Origin of the sequence: Paraburkholderia azotifigens, from assembly GCF_007995085.1 — a bacterium.
Taxonomy (GTDB): Bacteria; Pseudomonadota; Gammaproteobacteria; order Burkholderiales; family Burkholderiaceae; genus Paraburkholderia; species Paraburkholderia azotifigens.
Genome location: NZ_VOQS01000001.1, coordinates 2,492,326 through 2,511,324, shown reverse-complemented (window position 1 = coordinate 2,511,324; position 18,999 = coordinate 2,492,326). Strand labels below are relative to the sequence as shown.

The 18,999-nt window shown below is 61.6% G+C and carries 19 protein-coding genes and 2 pseudogenes; 8 read left to right on the top strand and 13 right to left on the bottom strand.

The window, feature by feature from the left end:
* Positions 1 to 226: 226 nt before the first annotated feature.
* Positions 227 to 763 carry a MarR family winged helix-turn-helix transcriptional regulator gene (locus FRZ40_RS11145; protein ID WP_147234142.1) on the top strand — a complete coding sequence of 179 codons (537 nt, stop codon included), beginning with the start codon at positions 227 to 229 and terminating at the stop codon, positions 761 to 763.
* Between the two features lie 200 nt (positions 764 to 963).
* A pseudogene (locus FRZ40_RS11140) lies at positions 964 to 2,525 on the top strand (DHA2 family efflux MFS transporter permease subunit).
* 32 nt (positions 2,526 to 2,557) lie between these two features.
* Here FRZ40_RS11140 and FRZ40_RS11135 read toward each other — a convergent pair.
* The 5 genes and pseudogenes from FRZ40_RS11135 to ada form a co-directional block, all read right to left on the bottom strand.
* Complete coding sequence (locus FRZ40_RS11135; RefSeq protein WP_147234141.1) at positions 2,558 to 3,289, bottom strand: OmpA family protein; 732 nt, start codon at positions 3,287 to 3,289, stop codon at positions 2,558 to 2,560.
* Between the two features lie 105 nt (positions 3,290 to 3,394).
* Positions 3,395 to 3,864, bottom strand: a pseudogene (locus tag FRZ40_RS11130) (hypothetical protein).
* 224 nt (positions 3,865 to 4,088) lie between these two features.
* Positions 4,089 to 5,702 (bottom strand): glutamate--cysteine ligase, encoded by a 1,614-nt coding sequence (gene gshA / locus FRZ40_RS11125; protein ID WP_028363942.1) that lies wholly within the window; start codon positions 5,700 to 5,702, stop codon positions 4,089 to 4,091.
* A 259-nt stretch (positions 5,703 to 5,961) separates the two neighbouring features.
* The gene (locus FRZ40_RS11120) at positions 5,962 to 6,885 is read right to left on the bottom strand and encodes a DNA-3-methyladenine glycosylase family protein (RefSeq protein WP_147234140.1); all 924 of its coding nucleotides are present in this window, start codon (positions 6,883 to 6,885) and stop codon (positions 5,962 to 5,964) included.
* Positions 6,882 to 8,012 carry a bifunctional DNA-binding transcriptional regulator/O6-methylguanine-DNA methyltransferase Ada gene (gene ada, locus FRZ40_RS11115; protein ID WP_147234139.1) on the bottom strand — a complete coding sequence of 377 codons (1,131 nt, stop codon included), beginning with the start codon at positions 8,010 to 8,012 and terminating at the stop codon, positions 6,882 to 6,884. The genes FRZ40_RS11120 and ada overlap by 4 nt, the downstream gene beginning before the upstream one ends.
* Positions 8,013 to 8,402: 390 nt before the next feature.
* On the opposite strand from ada, the gene FRZ40_RS11110 reads away from it, so the two are divergent.
* The gene (locus FRZ40_RS11110) at positions 8,403 to 8,816 is read left to right on the top strand and encodes a VOC family protein (RefSeq protein ID WP_147234812.1); all 414 of its coding nucleotides are present in this window, start codon (positions 8,403 to 8,405) and stop codon (positions 8,814 to 8,816) included.
* 49 nt (positions 8,817 to 8,865) lie between these two features.
* On the opposite strand, the gene FRZ40_RS11105 is transcribed toward FRZ40_RS11110, so the two are convergent.
* Complete coding sequence (locus FRZ40_RS11105) at positions 8,866 to 9,444, bottom strand: YaeQ family protein (protein ID WP_028363938.1); 579 nt, start codon at positions 9,442 to 9,444, stop codon at positions 8,866 to 8,868.
* Between the two features lie 530 nt (positions 9,445 to 9,974).
* A complete protein-coding gene (sap1, locus tag FRZ40_RS11100; RefSeq protein ID WP_028363937.1) occupies positions 9,975 to 10,316 on the bottom strand; it encodes a surface attachment protein Sap1 in 342 nt (113 codons plus the stop codon).
* Positions 10,317 to 10,862: 546 nt separating this feature from the next.
* On the opposite strand from sap1, the gene FRZ40_RS11095 reads away from it, so the two are divergent.
* The 4 genes from FRZ40_RS11095 (at position 10,863) to FRZ40_RS11090 (ending at position 12,545) form a co-directional block, all read left to right on the top strand.
* A complete protein-coding gene (locus FRZ40_RS11095; protein WP_147234138.1) occupies positions 10,863 to 11,489 on the top strand; it encodes a LysE family translocator in 627 nt (208 codons plus the stop codon).
* A gap of 156 nt (positions 11,490 to 11,645) precedes the next feature.
* On the top strand, positions 11,646 to 11,813 hold the full coding sequence (locus FRZ40_RS44360) for a hypothetical protein (protein WP_028363935.1): 168 nt from the start codon (positions 11,646 to 11,648) through the stop codon (positions 11,811 to 11,813).
* A gap of 36 nt (positions 11,814 to 11,849) precedes the next feature.
* Positions 11,850 to 11,981 (top strand): hypothetical protein, encoded by a 132-nt coding sequence (locus tag FRZ40_RS45710; protein WP_269323347.1) that lies wholly within the window; start codon positions 11,850 to 11,852, stop codon positions 11,979 to 11,981.
* Positions 11,982 to 12,266: 285 nt separating this feature from the next.
* Positions 12,267 to 12,545, top strand: coding sequence for a hypothetical protein (locus FRZ40_RS11090; RefSeq protein ID WP_147234137.1), 279 nt, complete (start codon positions 12,267 to 12,269; stop codon positions 12,543 to 12,545).
* Positions 12,546 to 12,779: 234 nt separating this feature from the next.
* On the opposite strand, the gene FRZ40_RS11085 is transcribed toward FRZ40_RS11090, so the two are convergent.
* Both FRZ40_RS11085 and mnmE read right to left on the bottom strand, forming a co-directional pair.
* Complete coding sequence (locus FRZ40_RS11085) at positions 12,780 to 13,952, bottom strand: tyrosine-type recombinase/integrase (RefSeq protein WP_147234136.1); 1,173 nt, start codon at positions 13,950 to 13,952, stop codon at positions 12,780 to 12,782.
* A gap of 114 nt (positions 13,953 to 14,066) precedes the next feature.
* The gene (gene mnmE, locus FRZ40_RS11080; RefSeq protein ID WP_147234135.1) at positions 14,067 to 15,467 is read right to left on the bottom strand and encodes a tRNA uridine-5-carboxymethylaminomethyl(34) synthesis GTPase MnmE; all 1,401 of its coding nucleotides are present in this window, start codon (positions 15,465 to 15,467) and stop codon (positions 14,067 to 14,069) included.
* 348 nt (positions 15,468 to 15,815) lie between these two features.
* Here mnmE and FRZ40_RS11075 point away from each other — a divergent pair, with 348 nt between their 5' ends.
* Positions 15,816 to 16,238 carry a transcriptional regulator gene (locus FRZ40_RS11075; protein WP_147234134.1) on the top strand — a complete coding sequence of 141 codons (423 nt, stop codon included), beginning with the start codon at positions 15,816 to 15,818 and terminating at the stop codon, positions 16,236 to 16,238.
* Between the two features lie 100 nt (positions 16,239 to 16,338).
* Here the strand turns inward: FRZ40_RS11075 and yidC are convergent, their stop codons facing one another.
* The 4 genes from yidC to rpmH form a co-directional block, all read right to left on the bottom strand.
* The gene (yidC, locus tag FRZ40_RS11070; RefSeq protein ID WP_147234133.1) at positions 16,339 to 17,991 is read right to left on the bottom strand and encodes a membrane protein insertase YidC; all 1,653 of its coding nucleotides are present in this window, start codon (positions 17,989 to 17,991) and stop codon (positions 16,339 to 16,341) included.
* Positions 17,992 to 18,021: 30 nt separating this feature from the next.
* Entirely contained in the window at positions 18,022 to 18,252 is a 231-nt protein-coding gene (gene yidD / locus FRZ40_RS11065) for a membrane protein insertion efficiency factor YidD (protein WP_007581797.1), read from the bottom strand.
* A gap of 73 nt (positions 18,253 to 18,325) precedes the next feature.
* On the bottom strand, positions 18,326 to 18,817 hold the full coding sequence (gene rnpA, locus FRZ40_RS11060) for a ribonuclease P protein component (protein ID WP_193566984.1): 492 nt from the start codon (positions 18,815 to 18,817) through the stop codon (positions 18,326 to 18,328).
* Between the two features lie 26 nt (positions 18,818 to 18,843).
* Positions 18,844 to 18,978: a 50S ribosomal protein L34 gene (gene rpmH / locus FRZ40_RS11055; protein ID WP_004198824.1), complete on the bottom strand. Its 135-nt coding sequence runs from the start codon at positions 18,976 to 18,978 to the stop codon at positions 18,844 to 18,846.
* Positions 18,979 to 18,999: the final 21 nt, after the last annotated feature.

Below are 18,999 nucleotides of genomic sequence, written 5' to 3'. Positions count from 1 at the left end.
GTAGGCGCACGCAAGTGCGGTCAGAACATGGTCTCCGATGACGCGGATCGCGTAACTCGTTGTCGGACATAATATTGACCATGCAATCAATTTTCAAGATACTGTGCGTCGCAGCATGGTCTTGTGTTGTTTTTTAGCGCCCGGTTGACATCACTGCCTGGGCAGATAGAATCCCGGCAATCCGCGCGACACGCGCGACTCGCGCAATCTCAAGAACACACCATTCATGACGGACGGTCCCTACCAGCCGGAGTCGATTCACCTCGAGTCGAGCCTCGGCTACTACCTGACGAAAGCGCGTAACGTGCTGGTCGACCGCACGGACCGCGCGGTCGCGCATCTCGGGCTGACGACCCAGCAGATCGGCGTGATTTTGCTGCTTTCGTCCGGGCGCGCCGCGACGCCGTTCGAGTTGTCGCGGGCCATGTCGTACGACAGCGGATCGATGACGCGGATGCTCGATCGCCTTGAAAAGAAAGGCTTGATCGCACGCTCGCGCAGCGATACCGACCGGCGCGTCGTGAAGCTCGGCCTGACGGCGCAGGGCCAGCATGCTGCGGCGCAGCTGCCGGGGATCGGCGCGGACGTGCTGAACGAACAGTTGCGCGGCTTCTCCGACACCGACCTCGCGACATTGATCGATTTGCTGGGCCGCTTCATTGCGAACGGGATCGACAGCGGCAACGGCGCGGGCGGATGCGGGGCGGAAATAACCTGCGACGAAGACGCACCCGGTTCGTCGATTCCGGGCGACGAACGATAAGCGGCCGCGCCCTTGCGCGGCCTTGTTTTGCGAATATATCTGTCTGGGCAGAGAGTGTCGGAACATGAAAGTACGGCAAAAAACGAGTGTCATTTTCATGTCACGGCAAGTTTCTGATAGCTCAACGTGATCAGGAGAGCACGCGCATGACTGCTTCCGTACCCGCTTCCGGCGATACAACAGCCGATTCGACGTCGCCCATCACCGCTACACCGGCTCAACCGGCCGCCCTAGCCCCTGCTCCTGCTCCGCTCACGGGCGGCACGCTCCGCTGCTGACCGTCGGCCTCGCGCTCGGCACCTTCATGGAAGTGCTCGACACGTCGATCGCCAACGTCGCGGTGCCGACGATCTCCGGCAGTCTCGGCGTCGCGACCAGCGAGGGCACCTGGGTCATCTCGTCGTATTCGGTGGCGTCGGCGATTGCCGTACCGTTGACCGGCTGGCTCGCGCGGCGGGTCGGCGAGGTGCGTCTGTTCACGCTGTCGGTGCTGCTTTTTACGATGGCATCGGCGGCTTGCGGCTTCACTCACAACTTCGAGTCGCTGATCGCGTTCCGTTTGCTCCAGGGGCTGGTCTCCGGCCCGATGGTGCCGCTTTCGCAGACCATTCTGATGCGCTCCTATCCGCTGGAAAAACGCGGACTCGCGCTCGGCTTATGGGCGATGACGGTGATCGTCGCGCCGATCTTCGGTCCCGTGATGGGCGGCTGGATCACCGACAACTACACGTGGCCGTGGATCTTTTACATCAACCTCCCCATCGGTCTCTTTTCTGCGGCGTGCGCCTACTTTCTGCTGCGCGGACGTGAAACGCCGACGAGCAGGCAACGCATCGACGGCATCGGCCTCGGGTTGCTCGTGATCGGCGTGGCATGCCTGCAAATGGTGCTCGACCTCGGCAAGGATCGCGACTGGTTCAATTCGACCTTCATCGTCGCGCTCGCGATCATTGCGGTGACGTCGCTCGCGTTCATGATCGTGTGGGAGACGACGGAGAAAGAACCCGTCGTCGACCTGTCGCTCTTCAAGGATCGAAATTTCGCTCTGGGAGCGCTGATCATCTCGTTCGGCTTCATGGCGTTCTTCGGATCGGTGGTGATCTTTCCGCTCTGGCTGCAGACGGTGATGGGTTACACGGCGGGCAAGGCCGGTCTCGCGACCGCGCCCGTCGGTCTGCTTGCGCTGGTGCTGTCGCCGATGATCGGACGCAATATGCATCGGCTCAATCTGCGGATCGTCGCCAGCTTTGCGTTCGTCGTGTTCGCGGTCGTATCGATATGGAATTCGACGTTCACGCTCGATGTGCCGTTCAATCACGTGATCCTGCCGCGGCTCGTGCAGGGCATCGGCGTCGCCTGCTTCTTCGTGCCGATGACGACGATCACGCTGTCCAGCATTTCCGACGAACGGCTGGCAAGCGCATCCGGGCTATCGAATTTTCTGCGCACGCTGTCGGGCGCAATCGGCACGGCGATCAGCACGACGTATTGGGAAAACGACGCTATCTATCACCATGCGGTGCTGTCGGAATCAGTGAGCGCCTACTCGTCGAACACGGCGTCTTATAGCGATCTGCTGACGTCGCTCGGTTTCAAGGGACAGGCGCTGACGGCGCAACTGAACGAGATCGTCACGCAGCAGGGCTACATGATGGCGACCAACGATTTTTTCCGGATTTCGTGTGCAGCGTTCGTCGTGCTCGCCTGTCTCGTATGGATCACGAAGCCGCAAAAAGGCGCGGCGGCGTCAATGGGTCATTGACGCCGCCGCTGCCGGTACTTCGCGAAGAAGAATTACTTGCCGTCGATCTGAATATCAACGCGCCGGTTCTTCGCACGGCCGATAGCCGTCGTGTTCGGCGCGACCGGCGATGCGCTGCCGTAGCCTTGCACGTCCCACGTCGATGCACGCACGCCCGCCGTTGCCAGGTAGCCCTGCACCGAGCGCGCGCGTGCCGCCGACAGGCGATTGTTCAGCTCGGACGAACCCGTCGAATCGGTGTAGCCGGCAATCGTCAGGCGGTCGATGTCGACGCCCTGGTTCGCCGCGACGAAGTCATCGAGCTTGGCCGTTGCAGCGGGCGTGAGCGTTGCGCTGCCGAGCGCAAACGTCGCGTCGCCGTGCAACGTGATCTTGCGTGCGGGTGCAAGATGCGCGGGCACCGGTGCCGATGCGACGGCGGGCGCCACGACAGGCGCGACGGCAACGGGCGCCGGCTGGACGGGTTGCTCGACGACGGGCGTCGAGCATTGGAAGGTGATTTCGCGCGGATCGTTTTCGGACTTGAGATCCGACGTGACGTGATCGACCGTCAAAATGCGCGTAGCCGGCTTGTCGCCGCAGATTCGCTTTACTTCGTCCATGCAGGACTGAGAGCTTTCCAGCAGTCCGAGGCATTGGACGCGATACGCCTTGGCGCCGTTAGCCAGGGTGACGATATCGGTGTTATGGGTGGGACCGGAATACGCCGTGCAGCCGGCGATACCTGCAGCGCAGGCCATCGCCGTGACAATACGAAAGAACATGAGACTTCTCGCAAAGTAAATTGATGTGTCGAGACGATATGAGGAGCTAGTCTCAGCACCAATCGGAGAAGTCTTAAAGGAAGCGTTGAGCTGGAAGATTCCGTCTTATTGCGAGATGGGCTCGCCTGTCGGAGAAGTCGTCGACTGACCACCTGATCCTGCCGATCCCGCCGACGGCGAAGCCACATCGGCAGAACCGCTGCGCACGAACGCCTTGAAGTCTGCGCCCGCCTCCCATGGATTCGGCTTACAGCCGAGCGAACTGTCGCAATGCGCAGCGAAGCCGATCGTGGCAGTGCCGTCGTTGTTCGACGTCTTCGTGATTTCGAATGAGAGCGCGCGCTTGCCGCCATCAGGACCGGCTGTCTGGATCAGCGTATCCGTCGAGGTCGCGACTTCGTAACGGGAATGTGTCGTGACCCACGTGTGTGCGCGCGCCCACCACGCATCGCATTGACTCTTGCTCGTGCAGGTGAGCGGCGCGGTGGCGATCTGCATGACGTCGGGATTGACCTGCCGCGCGTGGTGCAGCCGGCGGCCACGACACAAAGCGCGGCTATCAGACTCTTGTTCATCACCCGGTTCCTCCCTGGCGTCTGTTCGAGCGGCAAAGCGCTGTGTTATACAGGGTTGGACCGCGACGTCGCATCTGCGTTTCATGCCGCGAGCATGAAGCGCGAGCGAGGTCCGGGCAGCGCACCGTGCTGGGCAGCAATTTCCAACCCCGCTCTGTGCGCGCAAAAAAGGCGGCAGCCAAGCTGCCCTTTTTCCCTACGTTATGCGCGAGACGGCGCTCGCCTCAGACGCTGAAGCGGTTCAACGTATAAGCGCGATATGCGGCGACGAATGCATCGAACGAACCGACTTCTTCCCGCTCGAGCTTCGTCTGTCCAGTAAGCGATTCGGCGGCAAGCGCGGTGAACTCCTGCGTTTGCGCTTCGTCGAGCGGACGTGCGCGGAAAAACTCCGCATGCGCGATGCTCTGCGCGAGGCCGAACTCGAGGAAGCTCTGTTGCTTGTCGCGCATGATCTGCAGCACGCGGGCCGACGGCGTCAACGACGCGTCCGCAAGCTTCGCGCGTTGCGCCGCAACCGAACGCGCGTGGCTGTCGTCGCCGCGAATCGAATCGAGCACGGCGGCCGCGTGATCGATTTTCGCGAGCAGCTCGTTGGCCCAGTCGAGCATCTTGACCGGTTGTCCGTCGCGTATCAGTTCGAGGCCTGGCTTGCGCCCTTCCATCGTCACGCGGCTGAAGTTCTGGTTTGCCTCGCAGTATGCGGGCGGCGGCAGCGGTGCGCTGTCGTCGAGTGCGCACACGAGCAGATATGCGTCGAGGAAACGCGCCGTTTCGAGTGCGATGCCCGTCGGTTCGAACGGATCGATATCCATGCAGCGCACTTCGACGTATTGCACGCCGCGCGCAGCGAGCGCATGCAGCGGGCGCTCGCCGGGATGCGTGACGCGCTTCGGGCGGATCGTCGAGTAAAACTCGTTTTCGATCTGCAGCACGTTGGTGTTGATCTGCACCCACTCGCCGTCGCGCTGCGTGCCGATGGCCTCATACTGCGGATACGGCTGGCTGACGGCTTTCGCGAGCGCGTCGAGATAGCCGGGCAGCGTGTCGTAGTCGGCGTGCAGCGCGGCTTGCGCCGTCGTGTTCGAATAGCCGAGATCGCTCATACGCAGGCTCGTCGCGTACGGACGGTAGAGCGTATCGGCATCGAACGTTTCGAGCGTGTGAGGACGGCCGCGCAGGAAGCGCGCGTCGAGCGCCGGCGACGCGCCGAACAGATACATCAGAAGCCAGCTCGTGCGGCGGAAGTTGCGGATCAGCGCAAGATAGCGGTCGGACTGGAAATCGACGGCATTGGCCGTCGATTTCTGGTCGGCGCGCAGCAGCCGCCACACTTCTTCGTTCAACGAATAGTTGTAATGGATGCCCGCGATGCATTGCATCGTGCGTCCGTAGCGCAAAGCGAGACCCACGCGATACACATACTTCAGTTTGCCGATGTTCGACGTGCCATAGCGAGCGATAGGAATCTCGTCGTCTTCGGGCAGGAGCCCAGGCATCGAGTTGTTCCACAGCACTTCGTCGCCGATAGCCGAATAGACGAATCGATGCAGCGTGTCGAGACGCTCGATCGTGGTCGATGCGTCGTGTTCGGCCGGCGTGATCAGTTCGAGCAGCGCTTCCGAATAGTCGGTGGTCAGCGAAGGATGCGTGAGCGCCGAGCCGAGCGAGCGCGGATGCTGCGTCATCGCGAGATGGCCATCGGACAGGACGCGCAAGCTTTCCTTTTCGATGCCGCGCAAACCAGTCGTCAACGCGTCGCGCTGCGGACCGGAAGTCAGCACGGACAGGCGGTGCAGAAGCGCGTCGGTCGTGCGGGTGGGTGTCGTGTTTGGCATTGATGCGGGTCGAACATGGTCGGCCGCCATGCGCCGCACTGTGCTGCTTGGGCGCGGTCGACAACGTTCGGCGGAATTTTCAGTAGCGGGCACTTTAACATCTCGCCAGAACGGCTGCTTGGCGTTGCCTCAGGCCCATCCCGCGCCGCTTTCCTGCCGCTTCCGATGGGGCTCGCGAGGCTCGTGCACGTCCTCTCACTGTACGCCGCGAGGGGCCGCGAAGTCGATTGCCGGCGACGGCTTCCATGTGAGGAAAGCCCTAGCCGCCGCGTGCCGCGCCTGCCCGGTCGGCGACTTCATTCCATAGATGCATCGCCGCGTAGGCGCGCCACGGCCGCCAGGTGTCGGTGCGGGTGCGCTGCTGGTTGGGGCGCACGAGCGTCGGGTCGCGCGCCGCAATCGCCTGCATCAGCACGAGATCCCACGCGGGCCATGCGTCGGCGTCGCGCCAGGCGCGCATTGCGACGTACTCGACGGTCCATGGACCGATGCCCGGCAGCGCGAGCAGCGACGCGCGCAACTGGGTGAGGTCGAAGGATGCGCTGCCGATGCTGTCGATCGGCACATCCCCGTCCGCCACGGCGCGCGCGAAGCCTTGCAGCGCCTGGATTCGCTTGCCCGGCATGCCGATCAGCGCGAGATCGACGGCGGCAAGGGCGGCAGGCGTCGGGAAGCGCCAGGCGGTGCTTTCGTGCGAATGACCGTCGATCCGCTCGCCGGCGCGCTGCACGATCCGCCCGATGATCGTCGTCGCGGCCTTCACGCTGACCTGCTGGCCGACAATGGCCCGCACGACGAGTTCGAACCCGGACCACGCGCCGGGCACACGCAGACCGGGCGCGGCGGCGACCAGCGGTGCGAGCCACGGATCGGCGGCAAGGCTCGCGCCGATCGACTTCGGGTCGGCGTGCAGATCGAACATGCGCGCGATCGGCGCGGCGAGCGCGTCCGCGTGGTGGCTCACCGCACCGTCGAGCGTGGCGACGATGCAGTGTTTGCGCGGATGCTTGTGGACGGCGAGCGTGCCGCTGTCGCCGTTCCAGCCGATCGCGCGGCGCCACACGCCGCCTTCGACGGATTCGACGCCGGGCGTCGCGCGTCCTCCGAAAAATCGGAGGATGCGCGGCCAGTCATAGGGAACTTTGAACGGAAGTTCGAGTGTGGCGGTCGGCGTGGTGCTCAAGCGGCGTGATCCATGTCGGCGGTGGATTGAACGGTGTCGTCGGCATGCCTGGATTCGCGCTGCGCTTCCGTGTCGAGCAGCGTGGCCTTCCGCGCGGCGCCCCAGCGATAGCCGGACAGCGCGCCGCCCTTCTGCACGACGCGATGACAGGGTATCGCAAGTGCCACGGGGTTCGACGCGCACGCGTTGGCGACGGCCCGCACCGCGCGCGGCGAACCGACCGCTTCGGCGATCTGCGAATAGCTGCGCGTCTCGCCGTACGGGATGCGCCGCAGCGCTTCCCATACGCGCTGCTGGAACGCGGTCGCGGCGATGTCGAGCGGCAAGTCGAAGCGCTCACGCTTGCCCTGCAGATACGCGTCGATCTGCTCGATGAAGGGCGCAAGCCGGACAGGATCGCCGACCAGCTCCGCGCTGGCGAACTCGCTGCGCAGATCGTCGACGAGCGGCGCTTCAGCGTCGCCGAATGCGATCTTGCAGATGCCCTTGTCGGTCGTCGCGACCAGTACGAGGCCCAGCGACGTCGGTGCGCTCGCGTAATGGACACGCAGTCCGGCGCCTTTGCGTCGATATTCGGACGGCGCCATGCCCAGTTCCGCCGCCGCCGTGTCGTACATCCGGGACGGGGAGCCGAAGCCTGCGTCGACGGTCGCGCGCGTGACGTCCGCGCCCCGTTGCAGCGCGTCGCGCAACGCCGCACCGCGCTGCGCGGCCTGATATTGCCGCGGCGACACGCCGACCACGCGCTTGAAGAGCCGCTGCAGGTGAAACGGGCTGACGTGGACGGCTTCGCTCAACTGCGCAAGCGTAAGGCGTTGCTGCGGATCGGCGTCGAGCGCCGCGCACGCACGGTTCACGATTTCGAGTTCGCGCGGCAGACCACCCGGCTGGCAGCGCTTGCACTCGCGATAACCGGCAGCGCGGGCTTCGTCGGCTGATTCGAAGAAGTCGACGTTTTCGCGGCGCGGCAACCGCGACGCGCACGACGGACGGCAGAACACGCCCGTCGTCCGGACGCCGTAGAAGAAGGCGCCATCGGCGGACATGTCGCGTTTCAGCACGGCTGTCCAGCGGGCTTCTTCGCTGTCGAACGTTGCGGGTGCGGCGTGGGAGAAGGCTGTGGTCATCGCTGTGTTCATCATGTGCCCCGGGGGACGGATTTGATGCTTACCACTCTAGCGGGCACTCTCACACAGTACGCTCCGCTTCTTGCTGTGTCATTTGGGCTGCGCGCAAGCGATTTTTATCCTCATTTTTACCCGGCTTTTATCCCACATACCGGGAGGATTCGACCCTCAAAAAAGTTGGGGTTTTCCCTTAAAAAGTTATTGCGTCGCATCAAGGCGGCGTGTATAGTGGTTCTTGTCTCCTCCATGTCTCCTCCTGATATGGATTCAGCCCGCTCCAAGTCGAGCGGGCTTTTTTTTGCCTCGTCGCTTCATCCACGCGACGATCTTGGCGCGCGATACCTTCTAAACTGGGTTCTCCACCGAACTTCACAGACGGAACGGGCCGCCATGAACTTCCAGATCCTCGATATCGATCACGTCGTTATTCGCGCGGCGAATCTCGACGTGATGACGCGCTTTTATCGCGATGTGCTCGGCTGCGCGCTGGAAAAGGAGCAGCTCGATCTTGGCTTGATCCAGCTGCGTGCGGGACGCGCTCTGATTGATCTGCTGCAGGTCGGTGGTCGTATCGACCGGCCGGAGAGCGGTGAGCCGGGGGCGGGTCGAAACATGGACCACGTTTGTCTGCGCGTCGAGCCTTTCGACGCTGACGCGCTGAAAACGTGGTTCGCCGCGCGCGACGTGCGACTCGGCGAGCAGGCGCTGCGATACGGTGCGGATGGTTATGGGCCGTCGCTGTATCTGTTCGACCCCGAGGGCAACATGGTTGAACTAAAAGGGCCGCCGACTCAAGCGGCCTGATCTTCAATAACGATTTTTTGGTACACAGCGGCGACAATGTACGGGCGGATCAACGCCCGCCGTGCGCCGCCGGACGCGCATTCTCCGCAGCCTTGAGAACCGTCCACTCGATGGGAACGGCATCCGCGGTTTCGCTTCCAAGCCACGCCGCATTGTCCTGAACCGTGCATTGCAGGCGCATCGTCCGTTCGGCCAGGGCGCCGAGTGCCGGGGCGACGTCTTCGCCGAGCGTCCACACCGTCACATTCCGCAAGCGTTCTACCTTGTTGCGTACGCCCTGCCACCAGATATCCGAAGTCCGGCCGCCGTATGCGATGACGATCACATCGTTCGCCCGGCCGCTTGCCTTCGTGATGCGGCGCTCGTCGGGCTGGCCGACGTCGATCCAGGTGTCGATGGCGCCCGTCAGATCCTTGGCCCACAAGTCCGGCTCGTCGATGTCTGACAGGCCCTTGCAGAATTCGAGGCGTTCCTGCGCGAAGAGCGCGAATGCGGCGACGCGGACCATCATCCGTTCGTTGGTTTCGGACGGGTGAAGTGCGATCGTCAGCGAATGGTCGGCGTAATAGTGCCGGTCCATGTCGGCGATCTGGAGTTCAGCCTTATAAATTGTCGATTTGAGAGCCATGCTGCAACCTGGTCCCGCAAACGCGGACCGGATAGTGAATAGAGAATCGGCGTACCTTGCCATGATCGTCCCCTGCCTTGCTGCGGTCACGCCTCGGTCGCGCGTCTCGCCGGTGAAACACATCTGCCGGATTGCCGGGACATGGGGCCGTCGGCCTTAGTCCCATCAACCCTCCTGCTTTCGCTTAACGAGAGAGCAGCAACATGCGTGCCGAATCGGCGCTGTCGAGACCAGGGCTGCCAGCGCCTCGGGCCGCGAAGGTGGGATCGTGATGATACCGAAATTGCGGGGACGGCATGACAGTCAGATGCGCCCGCAGTCGCGGCCTATGCGGGCACGGAATGACCGGAAGGGAATTCAGCGTGCGCCGAAGGGGAGATGCCAGGCGCAAAGATCAGATGGAAATGAAGATGGCCGGGTCTTAAAACCCGGCCATGCCGAATACCGAAAGAGATTCTTCGTTCGAACGTTGGATATCACCCGACATTGAATGTCGGATGAAAACCAACTTTGATGCTTAATCCTTGACGCTATTGCTTGATAAAGCGATCGTTGGTCCAAAGACCTTGCGTATCGCTATTGCCCGCATTCACGAATTCCACATCGTGTCCAACCACGCGGACAACGCGGAAATCCGAATTCTCTGGAGTGGAAATGCACTCATAACCCGAGAAGAATTCCTGCATCTTCTGTTGCTCGCCGGCTTGCGCATGCTGCGTGACGGCGTCGAGCTTGTCCCTCGACAGGCAGCCATATGAATTCGCCTTGAACCGCACCGTCTGCTGAGGTTTGATCACGACGTCCTGCGCCTGCGCGCCTGCAACTGCGACCAAACCCGTCAGTGCCACAAGAATGGCGACTCGCTTGTTCATGGTTACCTCCGTGCGGGTATTGCCCGGTTTAGCTATGCGTTTAACTGCCTGAAAGCAGACACGTTTTTCAATTTAGGAGAACGGCATTGAAGAGCAAGCACATCTTGTGTGCGCTTGCAACAGCGGCGAATTGCCGCATGGTCGACGGCGTGCAATCGATGCTGCCCAAATAACGCAATTCCGCTGATATTCGACGGAATGCGAAAGGTAATGCATGACGTAGAAGAAGACGGGATAACCTTTTGCGGGCGTTATTCGCGTTTACGCTTAAACGTTTTTAAGCCGTTTGCGATAAATCAAATTTACGGTTGATGCGTCGCACACAAAGTCATTCACGCGACTCATCAAAAGCGGTCGTCTATTGAAGCGAACGCAGAACAAAAAGAATGCCCGCTAGGTCCCGGCCGATGACGGCTTCGACAAGGGCAAATATCGCGCTTGCGCGAGCGCCGTGTTCGTGGATAAATCGACCGGCCCGAAAACAACCACGTGCCCAACGCTGGAGCAAAGCGCCAAAGCGCGTGCTCCCGTCGACAGGAGATTCTCATGACGCTTGCACACTGGCTTCCTTTTGCGATCGCTTCGGCGATTCTCGTAGCGATTCCCGGTCCTACGGTGCTGCTTGTCATTTCTTATGCGCTCGGCCACGGACGACGCTACGCATTGGTCACGACGGCAGGCGTCGCCCTCGGCGATCTGACGTCGATGACGGCGTCGATGCTCGGACTCGGCGTGATCCTCGCGGCTTCCGCGACGCTGTTCACGGCGCTCAAGTGGGTGGGCGCCGCGTATCTGGTCTATCTCGGCATCAAGCTGTGGCGAGCGCCCGTGTCGGCAGGGGACGCTCCCGCGTTGGGCGAGACGCGCACCAGCCGCATCTTCGCGCATGCGTACGCGGTGACGGCGCTCAATCCGAAAAGCATCGTGTTCTTCGTGGCGTTCGTGCCGCAATTCATCGACACGCAAGTCGCCACCTGGTCGCAGATCGCGGTTTTCGAAGCAACCTTCGTCGCGCTCGGCACCTTGAACGCGCTGGGATATGCCGTGCTGGCTTCGGCTGCGCGGCGCGCGATACGCAGTCCGCGCGTACAGCGCAGCGTCAATTGCACGGGCGGAACGCTGCTGATCGGCGCGGGACTTCTGGCCGCGGCGTGGAAGAAATCGACCGCATGAATTCCGTCTGACGGAAGGACAGCGGGACAGCGACGAACCAGGCCCGCCGCTTGCATCTATCGATCCGCGCACACGGTGTGCGCGGTGGATCACACGCAGTGGCTATCAACACGCCTACAATAAAATCGTCGCTGTTCCATCGATCTGGAGGTTACTGTGATCGAGCATCTGATTCTGGGCGCGTTTTTGATCGTGCCGCTTCTTATCGTCGCGTTTCTGTTTTCCGACGAGCTCTGGCAGGAACATCGTCAGGCCTTGCACGATGACGACCATCACAGGCGGATGGATTGGCGCCATCCGATTCGCAGCCTGCTGCATCACTAGGCAGGCTGACGATATCCGAAGCGAATGGAGCCTGCCATGCTGGCTTTCTCCTTTTCGTGGACGGAGTATTGGCTGTTCATGCTGGCGCTGGTCCTGATCAGCGTCGCGTTGACGTCGCTTTGCGGTTCGGTGCCGCGCGCGCCCGAACCGCCGGAGGATGACGCCTAAGCTTGCGGCGCTTTTCATCTGATGTTTCGCGCGGCGTGCGTTCCGGCCTCGCGATCTCCGCGACTGGATGCGTCGTCAAAATGACGCCCAAATATCGTTCTGTTCCCTTGATTGTGATGCAACCCGCATGCGTACGCTTGTACTCATGCGATGTCGTTCTTTTGACCGCTCGACATCGCCGGGATACCTATTTGTTTTTATAGGTAATAACTGGCTAAAATCCGGCTAAAGTTAATCATCTGATGTAAATAACTTTGGCCTTATCGAGACATCACGGGGGACGGCATGAACCGCTTGATCGATCAGGAAATCGCGCACATTTCGCGCGTGATGTGGCCATCGCTGCTCGGCGACATGGGCGGCGCAATTCTTTCTTCGGAGTACTGGCGCATGCGACTGCACGCGCTACTCGATGCTCCTTCTCTCACCAAGGCCCAGTTGTGCGCGCTCGATTCGCTGTTGCTGCGACTCGATCACTACGATCGGCACGGACCGCACGTTTATTCGATGCCTGCGGACGATCGCGCTGAGCACAGTGCTGAATCTGTCGCATTGCACGGGTGAGCCGCTGTAACAGTGGTTTTCGCCGTAACCTCTGTTCGTTGCCTCAAGTCGTTCACGCGACAAGGTATAGTGCACCAACTATAATCGCTGTGTACCGAAAAGTCATTTCTCCTTGGCATCGACAGGAAACCTGTTGAATTCGCGCTTATGACTTACCAAGTGGCGTTTGTATTGAAGCTCACCGAGTGCTGTGTACCCAAAAAATTCCCCGGTGAGTAGTAGGGCACGCTGGGTTCACTTTTTCCCAAGCGTCTCCGCGCCTGTTTGCATCTCGACGAAATCAGCCCAGCTCTGCATTGCGTGCGCAGTGACGGCGCCTTCCGATTCGACAGTCGCCTCTTCCCCCTCCGCACACCGCAAAAATTCGCGCAGATGATGCAAACCCGTGCGGCGGAAGTCGTTCAGCACGAAGTGCTCGACCTCAAGCCCGAGCGTCTTGACCGCCTGATTCAGCGTGCCCTTCGCGATCGGGCGATCATCGCCGCCACGCGTCGACGGAAAGACATAGGTGCGGCTGTTCTTCGTGTCGCGCAACTCGCGAAGCATCGACAGCGCCTGGCCTGAAAGCGGGACGCAACGCGCGCGGCCATTGCCGGCGCGCGAGGCAGGAATCGTCCAGACGCCGCCGTCGAGATCGAACTCGCGCCACGTCGCTTCAATCAGTTCCGATTTGTTGGCCATCGTCAGCACGAGCAGGTGGAGCGCGAGCTTCAACGGCCGCCGGATACTCGACGTGTAGATCGAATGCAGCAACGCGCCGATCTCGTTCGCTGTCAGGACGCGGGTGCGGCCGTCTTGCGTCGCGATCATGCGCGCCGGGATGGACTCGGCGGGATTGACGGTCGCGAGCTGCCGCGCGATCAGGAACGCAAACAGACGCTTCACGACATTGCGCGTGTGCAGCGCCATTTGTGGCGCACCCCGGTTCTTGATCGCGTCGCAGATGGCTCGAATGTCTTCCGTCGTGACCTGCGCAATCGGCTTGTGCCCGATCGCGGGAAGAATGTCCTTGTCGAGCGCACGTTGCGTCGTGCGGCGATATTCGTCGGACTTGCGCGCGATTTCCACAGCCACGTAGAGCTCAGCACCGTCGCGCAACACGTCGACGCGCTTTTCGGCCCCGCGATCCTGCCGTGCGATCGAAACGGGCGACTGGCCCTTCGCCACGATCTCCGCATATTTCTGCGCGCGGGCTCGCGCCACCCGCAATGACATCAGCTGATAGTCGCCGATGGTGACCATCGGCTGCCGGTGCCCGTCGAGCGTGTAGCGGAATCGCCAGACCTTCTTGCCGGTCGGCATCACCTCGAGGATCAGACCTTTGCCATCGGCGACGCTGTAGCGTGTCGCGCGCGGCACGAGGCTGCGGATGTGGGAGTCGCTAAGCGGTGTCGCGAGCTTGGGCATGCGTGTGGCTTCGGTACACAAGGTGCGTAAAAGGCCCAGTGTACATGTCTGTGTACCGAAAACAAGACTTTGATCGATTGAAATGGGGCTAAAAATAAGCCACAAATCGCAAACCTATTTGCCGATACAAAACCTGCTGAAAATAACGCCAAGCAGATCGTCGGAGGTGAATTCGCCGGTGATCGAATTGAGCTGCTCTTGAGCCAGCCGTAATTCTTCTGCGAACAGATCGAGCGCTTGCGCATTCTGATCCGAGTGCTCCGCGGCGAGTCCGAGATGACTCTGCGCGGCTCTGAGCGCAATGAGATGCCGCTCACGCGCCAGGTAGACACTTTCGGCGCCCGCCTGCCAGCCCGCGATGCGTAGCAGTTCGCCGCGCAGCAGGCCAATCCCGTCGCCCATCTTCGCGGACAGACGGACCTCGCACAAATCAGGCTCACCGGGCCGGTTCAGCCGTGCAACGTCCGGCGCGACACCCGTCAGATCCGTCTTGTTCATGACGCGCACGACGGGCACGCCCGCCGGAAAGCGCGCAGCGATCGCATCGTCGTCGCCCGTCATGCCGGAGCGCGCGTCGAGCAGATGCAACACGACGTCCGCGCGTTCGATCTCGCCCCACGTCCGTTCGATGCCGATCTTCTCGACTTCGTCTTCCGTCTCGCGGAGTCCCGCCGTGTCGATCACATGCAGCGGAATGCCCTCGACCTGGATCGTCTGCGCGACCTTGTCACGCGTCGTGCCGGCGATCGGCGTGACGATCGCGAGTTCCGCGCCCGCCAGTGCGTTGAGCAGCGACGATTTGCCGACGTTCGGCTGCCCGGCGAGCACCACCGACAGGCCTTCGCGCAGCAACGCGCCCTGCCGGGCCTCGCTCAGTACGAGCGCAAGACGCTCGCGAATGCGCGCAAGCTTGCCGCGCGCGTCGGCGGCTTCGAGGAAATCGATCTCTTCTTCCGGAAAATCCAGCGTTGCCTCGACGAGCATCCGCAGCGTGATCACCTCTTCGACCAGCGCATGGATGTCGCGCGAGAAGGCGCCTTCCAGCGAACGTCCCGCTGAGCGCGCTGCCGCTTCTGTGCTCGCCTCGATGAGATCGGCGACGGCCTCGGCCTGCGCGAGATCGAGCTTGTCGTTGAGAAACGCGCGGCGCGTGAACTCGCCCGGTTCTGCGAGACGCAAGCCGAAGGCCCGGCCGGCGTCGATGCAGCGTTGCAGAACCAGCTGAAGCACGATCGGACCGCCGTGCCCCTGCAACTCGAGCACGTATTCACCCGTGTACGAGTTCGGTGCCGGAAAATACAACGCGATACCGCGATCGAGCGCATTGCCGCCGGCATCGAGAAACGGAACGTAGCTGGCGTGGCGCGGCGTCAGCATCTGACCGGTCAGCGCCTGCATCATGGGCTGCGCCGCCGCTTCACCGGCGCGCCCGAACGAGATGCGCACGACACCTATCCCGCCGCGACCTGGTGCGGTTGCGATGGCGACGATCGGATCGGAATCTGTGGCGAGCATGGCGGAAACAGGCGGTGACTGATGGGAAAAAGACGCGCATAGACGCGCGTTGAACGCCTGGCATTGTAACGCGGGCGTCTGCGGCTCCTTGAAGCGCACTTCTCCATGGCGCATAAAACTCGGCCCTAAGATTTATCTTATTTACGTTAAGACGCAAGCGAAATCACGATAGAAGAATTCTGACTTGTCGTGTAGCCTGAGCCTTACATAGCAAGCAAAGGCAGACGTTGAAATCTCAATAGAGACTACTCCGACTCGTCATCACCATAAGCTAGGCAAAACTCAGATACGCTAAATATAGCGTGTACAGTTGTCTACCTGCGGCGCGTCGGAATGCACAATTTGCGGATGCCAACCGTCGACGAAAAAGCGGCCTTTGCCGAGCGACTCAAGTTCGCAATGAGACGCGCCCCGGAAAAACTCAAGGGCGGGACCGATCTCGCATTGCATTTCAACCTGCGCCACCACGGCGACCAGCCTGTGTCGCCGCAGACGGTGCACAAGTGGCTGAGCGGCCGCACCATTCCCACCGACGACAAGCTTCGCACGCTCGCGGCGTGGTTCGAAGTGGACATCCACTGGCTGCACTACGGACCTTCACCAAGCGGATCGACGCGGAACGTTCCGAAGCCGTTGGCGCGCGGTGAGAAATATCCGCTTTCACCTGAGACGCTCGAGCTCGCATCGAAAATCGAGTCGCTGACGCCGCATCATCGATATCTGGTTCAGGAGTTGATCGCCCAACTCTACGGCGACGCCGGCAACTCCTAGGAAAATCGCAGACACAAAAAAAGCCGCCCGGCTGAGACCGGGCGGCTTTTGTTTTTCTCGCATCGGATCGGATAAATGCTCATCCGATCCGAACGTCCGATCAGGCAGCCTTCTTCTTCTGCCCCATCATGCGCGTGATGTAGTACTGCTGCGCGATCGACAGCACGTTGTTCACGACGTAGTAAAGCACGAGACCGGCCGGGAAGAAGAAGAACATGACCGAGAATGCGATCGGCATGAACATCATCATCTTGGCCTGCACAGGATCCGGCGGCGTCGGATTGAGCTTCGTCTGAACGAACATCGAGACGGCCATCAGAACCGGCAGGATGAAGTACGGATCTTGTTGCGACAGATCGTGAATCCAGAGAACCCACGGTGCGCCGCGCATTTCCACTGACGACAGCAGCACCCAGTACAGCGAGATGAACACCGGAATCTGAATCACGACTGGCAGACAGCCACCGAACGGATTCACCTTCTCGGTCTTGTACAGCTCCATCAGAGCCGCATTCATCTTCTGCGGATCGCCCTTGAAGCGCTCACGCAGCGCCTGCATGCGCGGCGTGATTTCCTTCATGCGCGCCATCGACTTGTAGCTCGCGGCCGACAGCGGGAAGAACACGGCCTTGATCAACAGCGTCAGCAGCACGATCGCCCAGCCCCAGTTGCCGACATAGCTGTGGATCTTTTCGAGCAGCCAGAACAGCGGCTTCGCGATGATCGTCACCCAGCCGTAGTCCTTCACCAGTTCCAGACCTGGCGCGATGCCTTCGAGCATGCGCTCTTCTTCCGGACCGGCGAACAGACGCGCTGACACGTCGATCGTCTGCCCCGGCGCGATGGCCTGCAGCGGCTGCTTGACGCCTACGCGATACAGCGACGGATCGATCTTCTCGACGTAGATGTCACGCTTCGCGCCCTGCTGCGGAATCCACGCCGACGCGAAATAGTGCTGCACCATCGCGACCCAGCCGTTGTCGGCGGACTTAGCGTAGTCTTCCTTGTTCTTGTCGATATCGCCGAACGTCAGCTTCTGGAAGTGATGCTGTTCGGTGTACACAGCCGGTCCGATGAACGTGTGCGAGAAACGCGGCGTCTCGACGGGCTGGCTGTCGCGCACCAGTTCCATGTATGCCGTCGGCTTGACGGGCGCCGTGCCGACGTTCTGGATCTTCGTGTCGACGTTGATCACATAGCTGCCGCGCGTGAACGTGTACGTTTTCACGACTTTCAGGCCGCCCTTTTCCGGCGACTGGAACGACAGCGTGAGCGTATTGCCCGTCATGTCGGTTGCCTGACCAGGAACGGGCGTGAACACGTCCGTGTGGTTCGGGAAATCGCCGCCGAGCAGGCCCGTGCGCGCCAGATACGTGTGGTCGGCAGTGTGATCGAACAGCGTGATCACCTGATCGGGCTGCTTGCCCTCGCCCGGCTTGACCAGCGTGAGCTTGGACAACGTGCCGCCACGCGTATCGATCTGGCCGCGATAGACGTCAGTGTTGAACGAAACCAGCTGCGCCTGCTGCGCGGCGGGCGTCGTCGAACCCGGTGCGGTTGCCGTGGTCTGCGGCAAATCGGCCGGTTGGCTTGCCGTCGCCGACGAGCCCGGTGCGGCGGGAGTCGCCGTCTTGGTCTGCGTCGCGCTCGGGAAGAACATCGACGGGCGTCCGTGGTCGCGCTGCCAGTTGTCGAACAGCATGACAGCTGACATGAAGAAGATGACCCATAGGACGGTGCGTTTGATATCCATGCGTTGTCTCAGTGTCGATGGCACAGCGCGTCAGCGCTTCTTAGGAGTGGGAGGCGGGACAAGATCGATGCCGCCCGCCGAAAACGGGTGACAGCGGCACAGGCGCCTTGCGGCGAGGTAAGTACCACGCGCGGCGCCATGATACTGGATTGCTTCGCGCGCGTAATCCGAACAGGAGGGATAAAAACGGCACCGATTGCCGAGCATGGGACTCACGGCAATCTTGTAGAAACGCAGCAAAGCGAACAGAACCGTTTGCATGACTAGTGCGGCCCGATTGCGCCGCCCGATATGAAGCGCCTCAATACAGTCGTGCCTCGAAGCTGCGCGGCTGTCATGGCGCGGCGGTCGGCGTGCCCGCTGCCGGCGCTTCCCGACGGGCGATTTCGCGTGCTGCCTTGTCGAGCAGCGTCTCGATTTCGCCACGGCACAGTGTTTTCAACGGTGGCGACGATCCGCTGGGCATCGCCTTCCTGTCGAACTTGGTGTGCAAACGCAGCAGCACGTCCCAGCCGCCGAATTCCGCGCGCCGCAGGCGAAACGCTTCGCGCGCGAGGCGTTTCACCAGATTGCGCGTGACCGCGCGCGGCGCGTACTTCTTGCCGATCACGAGGCCGAGGCGCGCTTCGTTGCCCGTCGGCCGCGCATACACGACGAAATGAGCCGTACGGCGCCAGGGGCGCAAACGAAAAACGGATGAAAATTCATCCGTTTTTAGCAGCCTTGCGGCTTTGGGAAAGGCTGCGGACACCTGCAACGGAACAGAGTTCTGATGCGGCGCGTCGGCCGTTCCCGCAGCGTCGCGGGTCTCGGACACAGCGCGCACTCGGCTTGACCGCTAATGCGCTCGCCTTAGATGGCGAGGCGCTTGCGGCCCTTCGCGCGGCGTGCGTTGATGACTTTGCGGCCACCAGCGGTCTTCATGCGAACGCGGAAGCCATGGGTGCGCTTACGGCGCGTCACGGAAGGTTGGTAGGTACGTTTCATGTTGCTCTCACTTGTTTGAGA